The organism is Paenarthrobacter sp. AMU7, from assembly GCF_041200195.1.
Taxonomy (GTDB): Bacteria; Actinomycetota; Actinomycetes; order Actinomycetales; family Micrococcaceae; genus Arthrobacter.
The window spans coordinates 3,114,135-3,131,308 of the sequence record NZ_CP165735.1; the positions used below are offsets into that span (position 1 = coordinate 3,114,135).

At 63.0% G+C, this 17,174-nt stretch carries 17 protein-coding genes; 10 read left to right on the forward strand and 7 right to left on the reverse strand.

From position 1 onward, the window contains the following. Positions 1 to 2 precede the first annotated feature (2 nt). A complete protein-coding gene (gene thiE / locus ABQM86_RS14290) occupies positions 3 to 686 on the forward strand; it encodes a thiamine phosphate synthase (protein WP_369744739.1) in 684 nt (227 codons plus the stop codon). A 43-nt stretch (positions 687 to 729) separates the two neighbouring features. On the opposite strand, the gene ABQM86_RS14295 is transcribed toward thiE, so the two are convergent. Further along, positions 730 to 1,398, reverse strand: coding sequence for a ferritin-like fold-containing protein (locus ABQM86_RS14295; RefSeq protein WP_369744740.1), 669 nt, complete (start codon positions 1,396 to 1,398; stop codon positions 730 to 732). A gap of 155 nt (positions 1,399 to 1,553) precedes the next feature. Here ABQM86_RS14295 and ABQM86_RS14300 point away from each other — a divergent pair, with 155 nt between their 5' ends. From ABQM86_RS14300 to ABQM86_RS14315, 4 genes are all read left to right on the forward strand, one after another. Next, positions 1,554 to 2,495 carry a TM2 domain-containing protein gene (locus ABQM86_RS14300; RefSeq protein WP_369744741.1) on the forward strand — a complete coding sequence of 314 codons (942 nt, stop codon included), beginning with the start codon at positions 1,554 to 1,556 and terminating at the stop codon, positions 2,493 to 2,495. Between the two features lie 112 nt (positions 2,496 to 2,607). Further along, positions 2,608 to 4,104 carry an RNB domain-containing ribonuclease gene (locus ABQM86_RS14305; protein WP_207594093.1) on the forward strand — a complete coding sequence of 499 codons (1,497 nt, stop codon included), beginning with the start codon at positions 2,608 to 2,610 and terminating at the stop codon, positions 4,102 to 4,104. Between the two features lie 277 nt (positions 4,105 to 4,381). Next, positions 4,382 to 6,097: a DEAD/DEAH box helicase gene (locus ABQM86_RS14310; RefSeq protein ID WP_369744742.1), complete on the forward strand. Its 1,716-nt coding sequence runs from the start codon at positions 4,382 to 4,384 to the stop codon at positions 6,095 to 6,097. An 8-nt stretch (positions 6,098 to 6,105) separates the two neighbouring features. Beyond that, on the forward strand, positions 6,106 to 6,984 hold the full coding sequence (locus ABQM86_RS14315; protein WP_369744743.1) for a site-specific DNA-methyltransferase: 879 nt from the start codon (positions 6,106 to 6,108) through the stop codon (positions 6,982 to 6,984). A gap of 20 nt (positions 6,985 to 7,004) precedes the next feature. Here ABQM86_RS14315 and ABQM86_RS14320 read toward each other — a convergent pair whose 3' ends face one another. Next, positions 7,005 to 7,613: a MarC family protein gene (locus ABQM86_RS14320; RefSeq protein ID WP_207594096.1), complete on the reverse strand. Its 609-nt coding sequence runs from the start codon at positions 7,611 to 7,613 to the stop codon at positions 7,005 to 7,007. A 13-nt stretch (positions 7,614 to 7,626) separates the two neighbouring features. After that, positions 7,627 to 8,472: a PHP domain-containing protein gene (locus ABQM86_RS14325; protein ID WP_089595677.1), complete on the reverse strand. Its 846-nt coding sequence runs from the start codon at positions 8,470 to 8,472 to the stop codon at positions 7,627 to 7,629. An 80-nt stretch (positions 8,473 to 8,552) separates the two neighbouring features. Between ABQM86_RS14325 and ABQM86_RS14330 the strand changes: the two genes are divergently transcribed. Then, positions 8,553 to 10,127, forward strand: coding sequence for an aminopeptidase P family protein (locus ABQM86_RS14330; protein WP_369744744.1), 1,575 nt, complete (start codon positions 8,553 to 8,555; stop codon positions 10,125 to 10,127). Positions 10,128 to 10,228: 101 nt separating this feature from the next. Here the strand turns inward: ABQM86_RS14330 and ABQM86_RS14335 are convergent, their stop codons facing one another. Then, complete coding sequence (locus ABQM86_RS14335; RefSeq protein ID WP_207594099.1) at positions 10,229 to 11,053, reverse strand: general stress protein; 825 nt, start codon at positions 11,051 to 11,053, stop codon at positions 10,229 to 10,231. Between the two features lie 76 nt (positions 11,054 to 11,129). Between ABQM86_RS14335 and ABQM86_RS14340 the strand changes: the two genes are divergently transcribed. Genes ABQM86_RS14340 through ABQM86_RS14350 form a run of 3 tightly spaced genes read left to right on the forward strand, consistent with a single transcriptional unit; the run spans position 11,130 to position 14,257 of the window. Then, the gene (locus ABQM86_RS14340; RefSeq protein WP_011775428.1) at positions 11,130 to 12,413 is read left to right on the forward strand and encodes a magnesium transporter MgtE N-terminal domain-containing protein; all 1,284 of its coding nucleotides are present in this window, start codon (positions 11,130 to 11,132) and stop codon (positions 12,411 to 12,413) included. Further along, positions 12,394 to 13,125, forward strand: coding sequence for a DUF1003 domain-containing protein (locus ABQM86_RS14345; RefSeq protein ID WP_207594100.1), 732 nt, complete (start codon positions 12,394 to 12,396; stop codon positions 13,123 to 13,125). Before ABQM86_RS14340 ends, ABQM86_RS14345 begins: the two co-directional genes overlap by 20 nt. A 4-nt stretch (positions 13,126 to 13,129) precedes the next feature. Beyond that, a complete protein-coding gene (locus ABQM86_RS14350; RefSeq protein ID WP_207594101.1) occupies positions 13,130 to 14,257 on the forward strand; it encodes an Mrp/NBP35 family ATP-binding protein in 1,128 nt (375 codons plus the stop codon). Between the two features lie 36 nt (positions 14,258 to 14,293). Here the strand turns inward: ABQM86_RS14350 and ABQM86_RS14355 are convergent, their stop codons facing one another. From ABQM86_RS14355 to sigE, 3 genes are read right to left on the reverse strand one after another with little or no spacing between them, the layout of a single operon-like run. Further along, positions 14,294 to 14,698 (reverse strand): Sec-independent protein translocase TatB, encoded by a 405-nt coding sequence (locus ABQM86_RS14355; protein ID WP_207594102.1) that lies wholly within the window; start codon positions 14,696 to 14,698, stop codon positions 14,294 to 14,296. A 31-nt stretch (positions 14,699 to 14,729) separates the two neighbouring features. Further along, positions 14,730 to 15,644 (reverse strand): hypothetical protein, encoded by a 915-nt coding sequence (locus tag ABQM86_RS14360; RefSeq protein WP_280623178.1) that lies wholly within the window; start codon positions 15,642 to 15,644, stop codon positions 14,730 to 14,732. Between the two features lie 7 nt (positions 15,645 to 15,651). Then, the gene (gene sigE / locus ABQM86_RS14365) at positions 15,652 to 16,275 is read right to left on the reverse strand and encodes an RNA polymerase sigma factor SigE (protein ID WP_207594103.1); all 624 of its coding nucleotides are present in this window, start codon (positions 16,273 to 16,275) and stop codon (positions 15,652 to 15,654) included. Positions 16,276 to 16,513: 238 nt separating this feature from the next. On the opposite strand from sigE, the gene ABQM86_RS14370 reads away from it, so the two are divergent. Next, positions 16,514 to 17,146: an O-methyltransferase gene (locus tag ABQM86_RS14370; RefSeq protein WP_026539968.1), complete on the forward strand. Its 633-nt coding sequence runs from the start codon at positions 16,514 to 16,516 to the stop codon at positions 17,144 to 17,146. Positions 17,147 to 17,174: the final 28 nt, after the last annotated feature.

Sequence of the window (17,174 nt, forward strand, 5' to 3'; positions counted from 1 at the left end):
CCATGACCCAGACTGATGCCCTCGCCACCGCCCGCTTGTATCTGTGCACCGATGCGCGGAAACGGCAAGGCGATTTTGAAGACTTTGTGGACGCCGCGTTCGAGGGCGGCGTGGACATCATCCAGCTGCGCGACAAGACCCTCGAAGCTGCCGAGGAATTGGAGTTGCTGGCGGTCCTGCAGGGAGTTGCGCAACGTCATGGACGGCTGTGGGCTGTCAACGATCGAGCCGACGTTGCCAGTGTTTCCGGGGCTCCGGTGTTCCACATCGGGCAAAAGGACCTCCCGTTGAAGGTGGCCCGGACATTGCTTCCGGAGTCCGTCACGATCGGTCTTTCCACCCACTCCCCCGAGCAGGTGAATGCCGCCATCGCGGCATCACCGGGACAGGGGGGCCTGGACTATTTCTGTGTAGGACCCGTCTGGGCGACACCCACCAAACCCGGCCGCGAAGCCGTGGGACTGGACCTGGTCACATATGCCGCAGAAGCGAGCAAGCGTGCAGTCGAGACCACCGACGGCGCCGTGAACCTGCCATGGTTCGCCATCGGAGGGATCGATCTCAGCAACGTAGAGCAGGTGCGGGCCGCAGGAGCCACCCGGATCGTCGTGGTCCGCGCCATCACCGAGGCTTCGGATCCGACGACGGCAGCCAAGTCGCTGCTGGAGGCGCTGGACGCAGCCTGAGCCTGGCCGTTGGAGCCTTTCAGGCATAAGCCCGGTCATACCGCTAGGCAGTGAGGCCCAGCGCCGTCATCCGGCGGGCATGACGCCCGGCGAGCTCGCCTGTCAGTCTTTTAATTGCGGCGCGGGCATCGCCACCACTTTTTAGTGCCGGCCCCAACTGTGGGTGCTCAGTCCCTACCCTCTGCGCCTGTGTCAGCGCTTCCCCCACCAGCCGGCGGCCCCACAACGCCAGCCGTGAGGCCAGTCGTGGGTCATCGGCCAAGGCCCGCCGCAGCAGGACACGAAGTACCTCGGTTGCCTGGTCGGGGGAGGCAACCCGGTCCACGAACTGCTGCGTTGTTCCATCGAGGAAAGTGGCGACAGCCCGGTAGAAGTCCGAGGAAACGGTGTCGATGACGTAAGCCTTCATCACGGATTCGAACCAGTCCCCGGGCTTGGTGCGTTCATGGAAGTGGTCAAAGGAACGCTGGAACGGCAGCATGGCTTCCTCCGGATCGAGGCCCATTTCAGCGAGCCGATCGCTCAGCAGCGCGAAGTTTCCGTACGCACCGACGGCAATTTTTGCCAGCACTGAACGGTCATGGAGTGAGGGGGCGTATCGGGAATCGAACGAAAGCCGGCCGAAAGCCGACAACTCGCCGTAGGCCATGGCGCCCAGGAGTTCCGCGGCGAGTTGTCCGGCAGAAGGTGCGACGTCCGTCGAAATGCCCATAATCCAAGACTATCCCCGGCTCTCCACACCCCGCCCGCGGAGATTGCCTTCAGCAGCGTTGGTCCCACTAGGCTGACTGGAAGTGAGTTGACTGTCTGGCGTGCCCGCAGGCCGCGTGTCCTCCTCCTCGCACCCACTCCCCCGAAGGATGATCAATGACTAATCCGAGCTACCCGCCCGCGCCCCACAACAGGAACGGTGCCCCACCAGTTCCCCCTGCACCCGGTGCTTTCGACGCCCAGTACCAAGGCGGACCCCAGACGTACCAGTCCGGCCCGGATTCCAGCCCTTATGGTGTTCCCGGCACGGGTACTCCGGCCAAGTCCTTCATGGTCACGTGGATCCTCTCCTTGCTCCTTGGTGGCCTCGGTGTTGACCGCTTTTACTTGGGAAAGATCGGGACCGGCATTGCCAAACTGCTCACTGCGGGCGGACTCGGCATCTGGTCCATCGTGGACCTCATCATCACGCTGACCGGCAACGCACGTGATAAGGAAGGCCGCCCGCTGCAGGGTTATCCGGAAAACAAGAAGAAGGCCTGGATCATCACGCTCGTTGTCTGGCTCGCCGGCCTGGTTGTTGGGATCGTGTCCACGGTGTTGTCTTTGACGCTGGTGGCTGCCGCGGTCCAGGGACAGGCCACGCCTGTCCCTGCCGCACCGTCAGCTTCACAGGAGGCCACTGCCCCTTCCCAAGGCACTGCCACCGATGGCAACGCTTTCGAGGTCACGGTGTCCGAGGGCAACACCGTTAAGGTCACCGTCCTTAACTCCGGATACGCTACCGAAATCCCGGAGATGGCTTACATGAAGCCGCTCAACGGCGGGTTCCTCCTGCTGGAGGTTTCCTGGGAGACCATCGCCGGATCCAGCTTCGCCGCGCCCAGCAACTTCGATGCCTTCGATGCTGACGGCAACGAGGGCGACCGGATCTTCCTTGACAACGGTCTGGGCGGTCTCGTCTCCGGCGATGTCGCAGCCGGAGACGTACAGCAGGGCGTCATCGCCTTCGACATCAAGAATGGTCCCACCACAGTGGTGATCAACAATGACTTCGGAGACAAGGCAGCCACCTTCACTTTGACACCGGCAAGCTAACCGCCTGTTTGGTCAGAACCAGCTTTACCGAAAGCCCGTTGCCCCTTGGGGCAGCGGGCTTTTGCGTGCGGCTGCCAAGACTATCCGCCGGTTTCGGGCTACCCTGATTTTCGTGTCACATCATCGGATAGCACCCAACGTCGACGATTCGTCGGACCAGCTCGCTGAAGCACTTGCGGCCTTGAGGACGGAACTGGAACTCCCCACCGCGTACCCTGCCGAGGCAGTACAAGAGGCAGAGCGGGCCGTGGAAAACCTCAGGCTGCCGGATCAGGACCTGCGGGAGATCCCCTTCGTCACCATTGATCCCGCTACCTCGACTGACTTGGACCAGGCCCTGTTCATTGAACGTTCCGGAGACGGCTACAAGGTCCTCTACGCCATCGCCGACGTGCCGTCCTTTGTGGCTCCCGGAGGAGCCTTGGATGCCGAGACCCGGCTACGCGGACAAACGTTCTATGCACCTGACGGCCGGATCCCACTGCACCCCGAGGTCATCAGTGAAAACGCCGGAAGCCTGCTGGCCGAACAGGACTGCAGTGCCTTTGTGTGGAACTTCGAACTCGGCGCTGATGCAGAGGTCATGTCCGTGACCGTTGCCCGGGCTGCTGTCCGCAGCCGGGCCAAGCTGAGCTACAAAGGCGCCCAACAGCAGATCGACGACGGCACCGCCCCGCCTGTTCTTCAGCTCCTCAAGGAAGTGGGACTGAAGCGCGTCGAGCTGGAACGGTTGCGCGGCGGCGCAAGCCTCAACATGCCGGAACAGGAAATCGTCCAGGCGACCGACGGCGGCGGGTACAGGATCGTTGCAGCCCCGTCTTTGCCGGTGGAAGACTGGAACGCACAGATCTCTCTGATGACCGGAATGGCTGCCGCACAACTGATGCTGGAAGGCAAAGTTGGCATCCTCCGCACGATGCCCGCCCCGGACGAACGCTCACTGCAGCATTTCAAGCGGCAAACCACTGCGCTGGGCAAACCGTGGGATGGCCAGGTCAGCTACGGCGAGTACTTGCGCACCTTGGATGCGTCCGACCCCCAACAGCTGGCCATCCTGCACTCGGCCGGGACGCTGTTCAGGGGCGCCGGTTACACGCCCTTCGACGGCGAGGTGCCTGACACAGTGATCCAAGCGGCCATCGGGGCTCCCTATGCCCACACCACAGCACCGCTGCGACGCCTGATTGACAGATTCGTCCTGGTCATCTGCGAGGCCCTCAGTAACCACAAGGACATTCCGCGGTGGGCCCGTGACGCACTGCCCTCGTTGCCGGAGATCATGGCAGCCTCGGACCAAGTGGCCGGTCGGCTTGAGCGTGCGGCTCTGGACACGGTGGAAGCAGCACTGGTAGCCAACCACGTGGGCCAGGAGTTCGATGCCGTGGTGATTTCAGGGTCCAAGCCTGCCAATGGAAACAGCAACGGCAACCGAGGCAATGGCAATAAAGCCAACGGAAACGGGAGCGGTCCGTATGGGGTCGTCCAGATCGCGGAACCGGCCGTCACCGCACGCTGCGACGGCGAATTGGAGTCCGGAACCAAAGTGCGGGTACGCCTTGTCACGGCGGATATTGCCAGCCGGGAAATCAGGTTCGAGCTGCAGCACTGACCCCGGTGAACCCATGATCCGGGCTTTATGGCTCCCAGAGGATAGACTGGGCCTGTAGTAATGGATGCCCGGTCGTTGATTCAGTTAATTTTTGAAGTCAACAAGCCCGCCCCTACGCGATCTTGAGATGTACCAACTGGTCACCAGTGCCAGTACTTAGATAGCCCGCGATCGGCTTCCACTGGATATGCTTGCGCGCCAGTTCGTGCTCCGGTACGGCTTCGCCGCCCCCGTTGAGCACGCAGCGCCAATGCCTAAATGAATAAGGAAACTCCCTGTGAGTGAATTGCACACCCATGAAGTCCTGACCGACCCCACCGGAACCGAAATTCTTGAACCCGAGGAAACGATCGTCTCGGATGAAAAGCCCCACGAGATCGAAGAAAAGTCCTTCGCCGACTACAACGTCCGCGCTGACATTGTTGAGTCCTTGGCCGATGCCGGGATCACGCACCCCTTCCCCATCCAGGCGATGACCCTGCCAGTGGCCCTGAGCGGCCACGACATCATCGGCCAGGCCAAGACGGGTACCGGTAAGACGTTGGGCTTTGGCATTCCTGCGCTCCAGCGTGTAGCCGGCCGCGACGATGCCGGCTATGAGAAGCTTGCCGTCCCGGGTGCACCCCAGGCCTTGGTGATCGTTCCCACGCGTGAACTCGCGGTGCAGGTTGCCAACGACCTCCAGACCGCGTCACGCAAGCGCAACGCCCGCATCGCCACCATTTATGGTGGCCGCGCTTACGAGCCCCAGGTCGATGCCCTGCAGAAGGGCGTCGAGATCGTGGTCGGTACCCCCGGGCGTCTGATCGACCTTTACAAGCAGAAGCACCTGAGCTTGAAGAACGTCAAGATGGTGATCCTTGATGAGGCTGACGAAATGCTGGACCTCGGCTTCCTTCCGGACGTTGAGACCCTGATCGCCGGCACCCCCGCCGTTCGGCAGACGCTGCTCTTCTCCGCGACGATGCCCGGCCCGGTGATCGCGATGGCACGCCGTTACATGACGCAGCCCACCCACATCCGTGCTGCGGATCCGGACGACGAAGGCCTGACCAAGCGCGACATCCGTCAGCTGATCTACCGTGCGCACAGCATGGACAAGTCTGAAGTAGTGGCCCGCATCCTCCAGGCTCGCGGCCGCGGACGGACCATTATCTTCACCAAGACCAAGCGCACTGCTGCCAAGGTTGCCGAGGAACTCGTCGACCGCGGTTTTGCCGCTGCCGCCATCCACGGAGACCTCGGCCAGGGTGCCCGCGAGCAGGCTCTCCGTGCTTTCCGCAACAACAAGGTCGATGTCCTGGTGGCCACTGACGTTGCCGCCCGCGGCATCGACGTTGATGACGTCACGCACGTGATCAACTACCAGTGTGTTGAAGACGAAAAGATCTACCTGCACCGCGTTGGGCGTACCGGCCGCGCGGGTAACAAGGGCACCGCTGTCACGTTCGTCGACTGGGACGATATGCCGCGCTGGGGCCTGATCAACAAGGCTCTCGGACTGAGCGTTCCGGAACCGGTGGAGACGTACTCGTCCTCGCCGCACTTGTACGCGGATCTCGACATCCCCGAGGGCACCAAGGGCAGGTTGCCCCGCAACAAGCGGGTCCTCGCCGGCGTCGACGCGGAGGTCCTTGAGGATCTCGGCGAGACCGGCAAGAAGAACGCACGTTCCGGTTCAGGCCGCGATGGCGGTCGAGACAGCGGACGGGGTCGCGACGGCGGACGAGACAGCGGCCGCGGACGGCAAGCCAAATCCAACGACTCGGACTCCAGCGAATCCAAGGGCGACGGCGGCCGCAACCGTACGCGCCGCCATCGTACCTCCGACACCGAAGCAGCCCCGGCTGCCGGTGCGTCGGAAACCCGCACTGCCACTGCCGACAACGCAGACAAGCCTGCCCGGACGCGTCGTACCCGCACGCGCCGCCGCAACGGCGAAGTGGTTTCCGGTGAGACCGCAGCTGCCCAGTCCGGCAGCACCGAGGGCTAAAACCCTCAATGACTAAAACTGTTTGGGCGCCGGACGGCGGCAATGTGGTGGTGCACGCGGACAACGCGGAATTCCTCCCTACGCTGCCGGACGGCGCCTTCACACTCATTTACGTCGACCCGCCCTTCAACACAGGCCGGGTACAGCGCCGCCAGGAAACCCGCATGGTCCGGAACGCGGACGGCGACGGCGATCGCGTCGGTTTCAAGGGACGTTCCTACGACACCATCAAGGGTGCCCTTCACAGCTACGACGACGCCTTCAGCGATTACTGGTCCTTCCTGGAGCCCAAACTCGTCGAGGCGTGGCGGCTCTTGTCAGACGACGGCACCCTGTACCTGCACCTCGATTACCGGGAGGTGCACTACGCCAAAGTGATGCTGGACGCCATCTTCGGCAGGGAGTGTTTCCTCAACGAGATCATCTGGGCCTACGACTACGGCGCGCGCGCCAAGAACCGCTGGCCCACCAAGCACGACAACATTCTGGTGTATGTAAAGAACCCCACCAAGTACCACTTCGACAACGCAGAGGTGGACCGGGAACCGTACATGGCCCCCGGCCTGGTGACTCCTGCCAAGCGCGAGCTCGGCAAGCTGCCCACTGATGTTTGGTGGCACACCATCGTTTCCCCTACCGGCCGTGAGAAGACCGGCTACCCTACCCAGAAACCCGAAGGCCTGGTCCGGAGGATCGTTTCCGCATCCAGCCGCGAAGGTGACTGGTGCCTCGATTTCTTTGCCGGATCAGGGACCCTCGGAGCCGTTGCAGCGAAGCTCGGCCGCAACTTTGTGTGTGTCGACCAGAACGAACAGGCCATCGAGGTCATGCGGAAACGGCTGGGCAGCAAGGCTGTGTTCCACCAGATCCAGCCAACCGGCCTTTAGCCCGCAATGCCAAAGCGTGCTCAGGCGACGCCCTTCACGAAGGCCGTCACGGAGTCCGCGATCATCTGCACGGCAATGGCCGACAGAAGCAGGCCGGCAATCCGGGTGACAAGCTCGACGCCGTTTTCACCCAGCACGCGCTGCACGACGCCCGCGAAGCGCATCGCCAGGTACAACGAGCCCAGTACCACGGCAATGCCCAGCCCCACAGCCAAATACTCTGACAGTTGGCTGGACTGCTGAACGAAGACCATCACGGCAACGATCGCACCAGGTCCAGCCATGAGTGGCGTCCCCAAAGGAACAAACGCCACATTTTTGTACTTGGCCGCATTTTCCTCGCCGCTGGTGGAACCGGTCAGCAGCTGCAGGGCAATGAGCACCAGCAGCAGGCCACCCGCGCCCTGCAAGGCCGCCAGCGAGATATGCATGTAATTGAGGATTGACTGGCCGAAGATGGCGAACACCACAATGACGCCGGTGGCCACCAGCAGTGCTTGGAAAGCGGAGCGGTTCCGGTCCCTCGCCGTCATCTGGGCCGTCAAGGACATAAAGATCGGGACGGTACCCGGTGGGTCCATAATCACGAACAAGGTGACGATCACCGAGGCGAGCAGCTGCAAATCCACTAAAGGACCCCTCTCAACGAACCACCGTGCTGCCTGTTGCCATCTCCTCAATCCGGGCCAACACCGCGGGCGAGGTGGTGTTCTCACCCAACAGGTTCGGTTTCCCCGCTCCGTGGTAATCGGAAGATCCAGTGATGAGCAGGCCATGCTCTGCAGCCAACATGCGCAGGAAGTCGCGCCCCTCCTCGGGGTTGTCACGATGTTCAACCTCAAGGCCCATCAGGCCGGCATCAATCATCTCCCGGTAGGTCCGCTCCCCCACGATGCGTCCTCTCGACGACGCCACGGGATGGGCGAATACGGGAACGCCGCCTGCGGCACGGACAAGCTCGACGGCGACCGCCGGGTTGGGTGCGTAGTGCTGAACGAAGTATCGCGAGTGTGAGGTGAGGATGGAAGTGAAGGCCTCCGAACGGTCGGCCACTACGCCGGCAGCGACCAAGGCATCCGCAATGTGGGGACGCCCCACGGTGGCGCCCGGAGCTACGTGATGAATGACGTCGTCCCAGGTCAAGGGGTAGTCCTCGGACAACAGGGTGACCATATGCTCCGCACGGGTAAGGCGGGCATCCTTGGACTTGGTGATTTCCTCCAACAGACCCGCATGGGCGGGGTCATGCAGGTAGCTCAGCAAGTGGACACTGATGCCCTGTTCCGTCCGGCAGGAGATCTCCATTCCCGGAACAAAGGCGATGCCATGGTCGCGGGCGGCTGCTGCGGCCGGATCCCAGCCATCCGTGGAGTCATGGTCGGTCAGCGCCACCGCATCCAAGCCTGCCGCCACAGCGGAAATGATCACCCCGGCGGGTGTCTCGGTTCCGTCGGAAACATTGGAGTGCGCATGCAGGTCTATCCTCACTTTCCCAGCCTAGGGGATGCGGGCGGGCTTGGCGGGTTGCGCCGTTGGCCTCCTCAACGAACTGGTGGGACGATGTAACGGTGAACGATGCCGAAAACACCCAAAACTCGTCCTCCCAGCCGCTGCAGGAGCGTGTCAACAACCGCTCGCAACGGCCCACATCCGATGCCTTCAAGGCATTCATGGCCAGCAACTGGGCGCCCGCCCCGCAGGTGACCCCTGCGCGTGACGCCGTCGCAGACCACGCCGCCCGCCGCCGTCGTACTATTTCAGAACAGTTCAAAGGCGAACGTCTGGTCATCCCGGCAGGTCCTTTGAAGGTCCGGTCCAACGACTGCGACTACCGTTTCCGCCCGCACTCGGGATTCGCCCACCTCACCGGTTTGGGTTTGGACCACGAGCCTGACGCCGTCCTCATCCTGGAGCCGGTGGCTGAAGGAAAGGGCGACGACGGCGGTCACCATACCGCCACGCTGTACTTCCGCCCCTTGGCCGGCCGCGATACCGAACAGTTTTATGCGGACTCCCGCGCAGGCGAGTTCTGGATCGGCGCCCGCCCCACCCTGGCCGAGTTCGAAGCCCGGCTTGGCCTGCCCACCGCGCACATCTCCGAACTGGAAATGGCCATCACCAAGAACGTGGGTGCACCCGAAATCGGCGGCATTTCCATTCGTTTGGTCCGCAAGGTGGACGAGAACATCGACGCCCTGGTGGACACCGCCCGGTACAACACTGCCAAAGATCCCGAAACGCTTGACCTCGGTGAACTGGATGCCTTGGATGAAAAGCTCAGCGAAGCACTCTCCGAACTGCGCCTGATCAAGGACGAGTGGGAAATCGATCAGATGAAGATCGCCGTCGCTGCAACCGTGGAGGGGTTCGCCGACGTCGTCCGTGCCCTCCCCCGCGCCCTGACACACAACCGCGGTGAGCGTGTTGTGGAAGGTGCTTTCTTTGCCCGCGCCCGTGAGGAAGGCAACGAGCTCGGCTATGACACCATTGCAGCGTCCGGCAACAACGCCACGGTCCTCCACTGGAACCGCAACTCCGGCACCGTCAACGCCGGCGAACTCCTGCTCCTGGATGCCGGGGTGGAAGCCGATTCCCTGTACACCGCAGATGTCACCCGCACCCTGCCTGCCACCGGAACGTTCACCGATGTCCAGCGCAAGATCTACGAAGCCGTGCTGGACGCCGCCGACGCCGGATTCGCAGCAGCCCAGCCGGGCGTGAAGTTCCGCGACATCCATACGGCCGCCACCACGGTCCTGGCCGAGCGCCTCGCTGAGTGGGGCCTGTTGCCCGTTTCCGTGGAAGAGGCCATCAGCCCCGAAGGCCAGCAGCACCGCCGTTGGATGCCGCACGGTACCAGCCACCACCTTGGCCTTGACGTCCACGACTGCGCCCAAGCCAAGCGCGAGCTCTACCTCGATGGGATCCTCACCGAGGGCATGGTGTTCACCATCGAACCGGGCCTCTACTTCAAGAACGAGGACCTTGCCATTCCGGAGGAGTACCGCGGGATCGGCGTCCGGATCGAAGACGACATCCTCATGACCGCAGACGGCCCCGTGAACCTCAGCGCCGCTTTGCCGCGCAAGGCAGAGGACGTCGAGTCATGGATGGCCGGCATCTACCAGGACGCGCAGGGCTAAGCGGCTCCGCTGTCAACCACGACCACAGCAAAAAGGGAAGGCCACCGGGGATCCGGTGGCCTTCCCTTTTTGCTGGTCAGCTGAAATCACTCGCAGGGAGCCTACTGCTTGGACGAACCCTCGGAGCCGGGCTGTTGTCCGTCCTCCTGCGGCGCGTTCTGCGGTGCGTTCTGGCCATCGGTGACGCGAACGCCGTACTGCGGACGGCCGTCAGGGAGGTCCGGGTAGCGAACGGCCGCCGGTGCCGGCTGGGGAGCAGGCGCCGGGTTTCCGGCGGGCGCGTTCTGGCCCTCCGGAACGCCCGCGGTGGATTCGGGTCCGCGCTGGCCATAGGGGTCGTTCCAGGTGGAAGGCCGCTCAGGCGCCTGGCCGGGCTGGTGAAGCGGGGCGTTCTGTGGGTTGTAGTTGGCGGGCTGCGCCGTGGCTGCCTGCGACGGGTTCATGGGAAGTTGCTGGAGCAGCCGGCGGGCTTCGTGGGCAGCTTCAACGGCAACAATGACGTCATAGTTGGTGGCCACCACCTGGCTGGTGGAGGTGAAGTCACGCTTTCCGCGTTGGGTGGCGTACGTGACGATCCCGAACAGCATGAAAAACGCAGCACCCATCAGCACTGAAGTGATGATGGAGAACGGCCCACCTGCCGGTGTGAAGAAGGAGAGCATCACGCCGACAAAGAGGCCAAACCACATGCCGCTCAAAGCACCGGACAATGCCACCCTCGGATAACTCAGCCGGCCAGTCACCCGCTCTACCATCTTGAGGTCGTTGCCCACGATCGACACAAGCTGCACAGGGAACTGCTGGTCCGCGAGGTAATCCACCGCCTTTTGGGCATCCAAATACGAGGTGTATGAGCCCACCGTGTCACCTTGCGGGACGCTGCGGGCTTCCTCAACGGCTTTGGGGGCACCAAAAATGTTAGACATAGCCCCATTGTGTCTCATGGACATGTGAACAGGCTGGAATTCAGCTAAAAGAGAGCAGACTCGGTAGCCTGTAAACATGAGCACACATCCTTCACGCGTCTTTGTCGCGCGCCTGCTCGGTTTGGACGTCTTCGACCCCTTGGGCGATCGTCTGGGCCGGTTGCGCGACGTCGTGGTGCTCTCCCGCGGGACCCGCGGGGCGCCGCACGTGGTGGGCATCGTGGTGGAGGTGCCGGGGAAAAAGCGTGTCTTTGTCCCCATGACCCGGATTACGTCCATTGACCAGACGCAGATTATTTGCACCGGCCTGGTTAATTTGCGCCGCTTCGAGCAGCGGGGCGCCGAAACGCTGGTGGTTGCCGAGATGTTCGACCGCCGTGTGACCCTTGCCGACGGCAGCGGCGATGCCACCATCGAGGACATCGCCATGGACCAGCACCGGTCCAAGGACTGGTTTGTCAGCAAGCTGTTCGTCCGCCGTGGACACTCACTCTCACCGTTTGGCAGGCTCCGCCGCAACGAGACGTTGATCATCGATTGGGCCGACGCCCAAACCGGCGCCCACAATGAGCCCCAGGCTGCCACCCAGTTCGTTGCCACGCACGAAGACCTTAAACCCGCCGACTTTGCCGAAGCCCTTCAGGAGATGAGCGATAAGCGGCGTTTTGAAGTGGCCAGCGAGCTCCAGGATGAGCGTTTGGCAGACGTCCTCCAGGAACTGCCGGAGGATGACCAGGTGGAGATTCTCTCCGCCCTCGACGTGGAGAGGGCCGCAGACGTCCTCGAAGAGATGGACCCTGATGACGCCGCCGACCTCCTCGCCGAGCTTCCCTCGGCCCAGGCGGAAGAGTTGCTGCAACTCATGGAACCCCAGGAAGCCGAAGACGTCCGACGCCTCCTGGAGTACGACGAAGACACCGCCGGCGGCCTCATGACTCCAGTCCCGGTCATCCTGCCCCCGGAAGCAACCGTGGCCGAAGCGTTGGCCCACGTCCGCCGCGAGGAGCTCTCCCCCGCCCTGGCATCATCAATCTTCATCGCGCGGCCTCCCTTGGAGACACCCACGGGGCGTTTCCTGGGGGTCGTGCACATCCAGCAGCTCCTGCGTTTCCCGCCGCCCGAACCGCTGGGCAACCTCGTTGACAAGAATCTTGAACCCCTTTCGGACCAAGCCCACATCAGCGAAGTCGCCCGGACTCTTGCCACGTACAACCTTAATTCCCTTCCAGTCGTAGACGACGACGGCCGCCTTGTGGGGGCGGTGACTGTTGATGACGTGCTGGATCACCTGTTGCCGGATGACTGGCGCGCCCACGAGGACGACGCCCCTATAAGGAAACTTGGAGGCCGCATTGGCTGATAACAACGCCGCACGATCCCCCAAGTCGGCAGGACGCGCAACCAGCAGCCTCGACACCCCACTGAGTGGCCGGCAACGGATCCTGCCAAAGTTCTCTCCCAACCCGGATGCTTTCGGCAACGCAACCGAAGGCTTCGCGCGGTTTATGGGCACGCCGACGTTCCTCGTCTACATGACGGTGTTCTGTGTGTTCTGGCTTGCGTGGAACTCTTTCGCCCCCACGGACTGGCAATTCGACCGCATGGAGCTGGGCTTCACCCTGCTGACGCTGATGTTGTCTCTCCAAGCCTCGTATGCGGCACCACTCCTGCTGCTGGCCCAGAACCGGCAGGATGACCGGGACCGTGTCTCACTCCAGCAGGACCGCCAGCGTGCCGAACGCAATCTCTCCGACACCGAGTACCTGACACGGGAGCTGGCGTCTCTCCGCATCGCCCTGCGTGAGGTAGCCACCCGTGATTATGTCCGGACTGAACTCCGGAGCCTCCTGGAGGACATCATCGATGCCCAGGAAGAGCTCCGCGAAAGCGAATCCGCCGCGGACGGCACTGAGTCTCCTGGCGAGAAGGTCAAGGAGAAGCTGAAGGAGAAACGCGACAAGTCCCGTAGCCCCCGCACACAGCAGATACCCAAGGTCCGCCAGCCGCGGGCCACAGGACCGCAGCACTCCACTGCAAAACCGTCGCCTGAAACCCCTGAAAGCCGAGCCTGACCCTATGAGCACCGCATCTGCCGAGGCGCTGCATGCTGCCCTGGCTACAGTCATCGATCCCGAACTCCGCCGCCCCATCACGGAGCTCGGAATGGTGGAATCGGTGTCTTGCGACGACGCCGGCACAGTCCGTGTCGCCGTCCTTTTGACTATTGCCGGCTGCCCCCTTCGCGAAACCATCACTCAGGACGCCTCTGCGGCTTTGTCGCAGGTGGAGGGCGTCACGTCCGTGGACGTGGAGCTGAAAGTCATGTCCCCGGCACAGCGTGAAGCGCTCAAGGAACAGCTCCGCGGTCCAGGCGGCCAGCGCGGCATACCCTTCACCAAGCCGGGCTCCCTGACCAAGGTCTACGCCGTAGCCAGCGGAAAAGGCGGTGTGGGGAAGTCCTCGGTCACCGTCAATTTGGCCTGCGCATTGGCCGCGCAGGGTCTTCGGGTAGGCATCGTTGATGCCGATGTCCACGGCTTCTCAGTGCCCGCTTTGATGGGTATCACCCAAAAGCCCACCCAGGTGGATGACATGATCCTGCCGCCGGTGGCCTACGGCGTGAAGGTCATCTCCATTGGCATGTTCGTAGCAGGCAACCAGCCGGTAGCCTGGCGCGGTCCCATGCTGCACAGGGCCTTGGAACAATTCCTCACGGACGTCTATTTTGGCGACCTCGATGCCCTGTTCCTCGATCTGCCACCCGGCACAGGCGACATCGCCATTTCCGTGGCCCAGCTGCTCCCCAATGCCGAGATTTTGGTGGTAACCACGCCGCAAGCTGCTGCCGCGGACGTCGCCGAGCGCGCTGGAACGATCGCCACCCAGACGGGCCAGAAAGTGGCCGGCGTCATCGAGAACATGTCATTCCTGGAAATGCCCGACGGCGGCAGGATGGAATTATTCGGAAGTGGCGGCGGCGCTATCCTGGCCGGGCGGCTGAGCGCTGCCGTTGGCAGCGAGGTTCCTTTGTTGGGCCAGATTCCCTTGGATATCCGGCTGCGGGAAGGCGGTGACGCCGGGAAACCCGTGGTCCTGGCTGCCCCCGAAACTGCGGCCGCGAAGGCTATGCAGGACGTGGCCTCGGCTTTGGCCTCACGACCCCGCGGACTGTCAGGCCTGTCACTGGGGATCGAACCGCGCTGACGCTTAGCGCTTGCGGGCGCGGCACTATCAATCGGGTCAGGTGGCTTCGGAATCGAAGGGGGCAGCTTCGCCCTCAGCCAGCCGCTCGATGACCCGGGCGGGGGCCTTTGGCTTGGTCTCCACCGATGCAGCCGCAGCAGCAGCTGTTGCGGCAACGGCAGGTGCTCCAGCGCTCACGGGCTTGGTCTCATCATCCAGCAGTGCATCCTTGATGATGCGCCGGGGATCATATTGCCGGGGATCATATTTCTTCCAGTCGACGTCATCGATATCGATGCCGACTTCTTCCTTGATCTGCTCCCGGGCACCCGACGCCATCCGGCGGACTTCCTTGACCAGGTTGGCAAGCTTTTGAGTGTATTCGGGCAAACGGCTGGGACCGATGACGAGTACGCCGATAATCAGAAGGAGTACGAACTCCGGGCCGTTGATTCCAAGCACGCTACGAAGATTACCTTGTCTGTGGTGCCGCTCATAAACCGGCGGGTCGGAGAAGGGTCTGGAGCCCGCGCAGCAGCCTCGCGTACCAGGCTTCGGCCCCTTCGCTGGGCTGATCAGCCGCCATGGATTCGCCTGCCCGGACGATTTCAGGTACCGCGTCATCCGCAGTGTCTGCGGGAAGGTCCGAAGCATAACTGATCACTGCAGCGGGCATGGTGTACACGGCCTTCCACGGGCTCCCCTGCGTGACAGAAAGCCGTGCCGACGTCGTTGGTCCCTGGGCCGGCTGGTCAGCCGGCAGATGCTCCTCCACAATGATGGCGTAGTGGCCGTTGCTTTCCAGCCTCATTTCCACCGCCGGGTGCCCGTTGTGCATAGTGCCGTGGGCCGAGACCACGGTGAAGCCCATTCCCGCCAACTCAGGGCACGCCCACCCTTCTTCCCGCAGAGCGTCCAGCTGGGCAGAGCTCAAGCTGACAGTGCTGCCGGCCCGGAATACAGGTCCCGCCATGCTTTCCACCGGGTTCCCTGTCCACGCTCCGGCAAGGGCGCCGACGTCGCTGGTTCCGGCACGGACCTGCGGGATGTCGTCACCGGCCACCACGTACGCCGACACCCCCAGGGCACCGGCGCTGACAGCCAAGGTGCCGGCTGCGACGCCCGCGACGCGAAGTCCCCGGCGGAGGCCGTTGGAGGAAGTCCGGGCGGCAAATTCCTGGCCCGTCTCGTTGGCAAGGCGCTCAGTATGCTGGATCAGCCGTGCGGCAAGGTCCTGGCTGGCTTCGGGCACTGAAGCACCCCGAAGACGTTCCAGGTACTGCCGTTCCCGGCGAAGGGCGTTACTGCAATCGGCGCATACCTGAACATGGTCCGGGTTGCGGGTATGGCGCAGGGCAGCCAGTTTGCGCCGGGACAACAGTCCCGGACGACGAGGATGTCGAGGCATCGACGTCCTAAAGGATGCTTGCGATGCGCGGCATCTTCAGGCGCGGCTTGCGGGCCTCGGCCGGACGGGGATCGCGGTGGGCGAGTTTCTCCCGCAGCATGGTCCTGCCACGGTGGATACGGGACCTGACGGTTCCCAACTTGACGCCCAGCGCCTCTGCAACCTCGTCATAGGAAAGGCCTTCGAGATCGCACAGCACGACGGCGGCGCGGAAGTCCGGCGGCAGTTCTTCCAATGCACGCTGGACATCCAGGTCAAGGTTGTTGTGTTCGAAGCTCTGCTCCGGACCGGGCTCGCGGCCGGGCAGGCGGGACTCGGCATCCTCAGCCAGGGCATCGAAACGGATCCTGCTCTTGCGCCGGGCCTGGTCCAGGAACAGGTTGGTGGTAATGCGGTGCAACCAGCCGTCCAATGTTCCCGGCTTGAAATTCTCCAACGACCGGAACACCCGGACAAAGACCTCCTGGGTGAGGTCCTCGGCGTCGAACTTGTTGCCTGTCAGGCGATAGGCGAGGCGATATACCTTGGCGGAGTGGTTGGCCACCACTTCCTCCCAGCTGGGCATGACCCAGTCGGCAACGCCGTCAATGCTTTCCGATGTTTGGACTGGCGCAGCATGCAATGCCGGCATCGTCCACTCCCCTCAAACTGTGGTTCACCGAATCCTTCGGCGCCGGCCACCTCATGGATGATCGGACCATTATCATCCCAAGGTTGTCTGGGAATTTCCTGACTGGGGCAGGTTTTTCCCGCAGGGCTGAAGAGGGGGCTGGACACAGCTGCAGGACGGCTGCCCAACAGCGGGTTTGCGCGTGCTTACACAGTAGTCTTGGTACAAACACCCCTACCCGCGGAAAGCGAAACCCTTCATGAGTGCCGACAAGTCAAGCAGCTGGTCCTATGCAGAAGATCTGCCTGCTGAGGATGACGTCTTGTTGCGCGCCAGGGAGCGGTCTTTCGAGCTGGGAGTCACACCCATCAGCCCCGGTGTGGGCGCGGTGCTCACGGTCCTCGCTGCCGCCTCCAAGGCACAGACAGTGGTCGAAGTTGGCTCGGGAGCCGGAGTGTCCGGCGTCTGCCTGCTCCGCGGACTGAGCCCCCAGGCAGTCCTGACCACCATCGACGTTGACGTTGAACACCTCAAAGCGGCCAGGGAAGCGTTCCTGGAATCCGGCAGCCCTGCCAACCGCACCCGTACCATTTCAGGGCGTGCGGCCGACGTCTTGCCGCGATTGACGGACTCGGCCTATGACCTCGTCTTTATCGACGCCGACAAGCCCAACTTCCCCAAGTACGTGGAACAGGCCATCCGCCTCCTCAAGTCCGGCGGCACGCTGGTGATCAACGACGCCCTGGACAAGGACCGGGTGGCCAACCCGGCCGCACGCGATTCCACCACTGTGGTGCTCCGCCAGATCGGCAAGGCAATCCGCGACGACGATCGGCTGGCGTCGGCGATGCTGCCCACCGGTGATGGACTGCTGGTGGCCGTCAAGAGGTAGGGCGCAAGCCTTCCTTAAACCAAAAAGC

Excerpts from the sequence above, each read along its gene's own strand:
- sigE (WP_207594103.1), bottom strand. The coding sequence starts at position 16,275 with ATGCCGGCATTGCATGCTGCGCCAGTCCAAACATCGGAAAGCATTGAC.
- thiE (WP_369744739.1), top strand. The coding sequence starts at position 3 with ATGACCCAGACTGATGCCCTCGCCACCGCCCGCTTGTATCTGTGCACC.
- ABQM86_RS14360 (WP_280623178.1), bottom strand. The coding sequence starts at position 15,644 with ATGCCTCGACATCCTCGTCGTCCGGGACTGTTGTCCCGGCGCAAACTG.
- ABQM86_RS14350 (WP_207594101.1), top strand. The coding sequence starts at position 13,130 with ATGAGCACCGCATCTGCCGAGGCGCTGCATGCTGCCCTGGCTACAGTC.
- ABQM86_RS14295 (WP_369744740.1), bottom strand. The coding sequence starts at position 1,398 with ATGGGCATTTCGACGGACGTCGCACCTTCTGCCGGACAACTCGCCGCG.
- ABQM86_RS14335 (WP_207594099.1), bottom strand. The coding sequence starts at position 11,053 with ATGTCTAACATTTTTGGTGCCCCCAAAGCCGTTGAGGAAGCCCGCAGC.
- ABQM86_RS14340 (WP_011775428.1), top strand. The coding sequence starts at position 11,130 with ATGAGCACACATCCTTCACGCGTCTTTGTCGCGCGCCTGCTCGGTTTG.
- ABQM86_RS14315 (WP_369744743.1), top strand. The coding sequence starts at position 6,106 with ATGACTAAAACTGTTTGGGCGCCGGACGGCGGCAATGTGGTGGTGCAC.
- ABQM86_RS14300 (WP_369744741.1), top strand. The coding sequence starts at position 1,554 with ATGACTAATCCGAGCTACCCGCCCGCGCCCCACAACAGGAACGGTGCC.
- ABQM86_RS14370 (WP_026539968.1), top strand. The coding sequence starts at position 16,514 with ATGAGTGCCGACAAGTCAAGCAGCTGGTCCTATGCAGAAGATCTGCCT.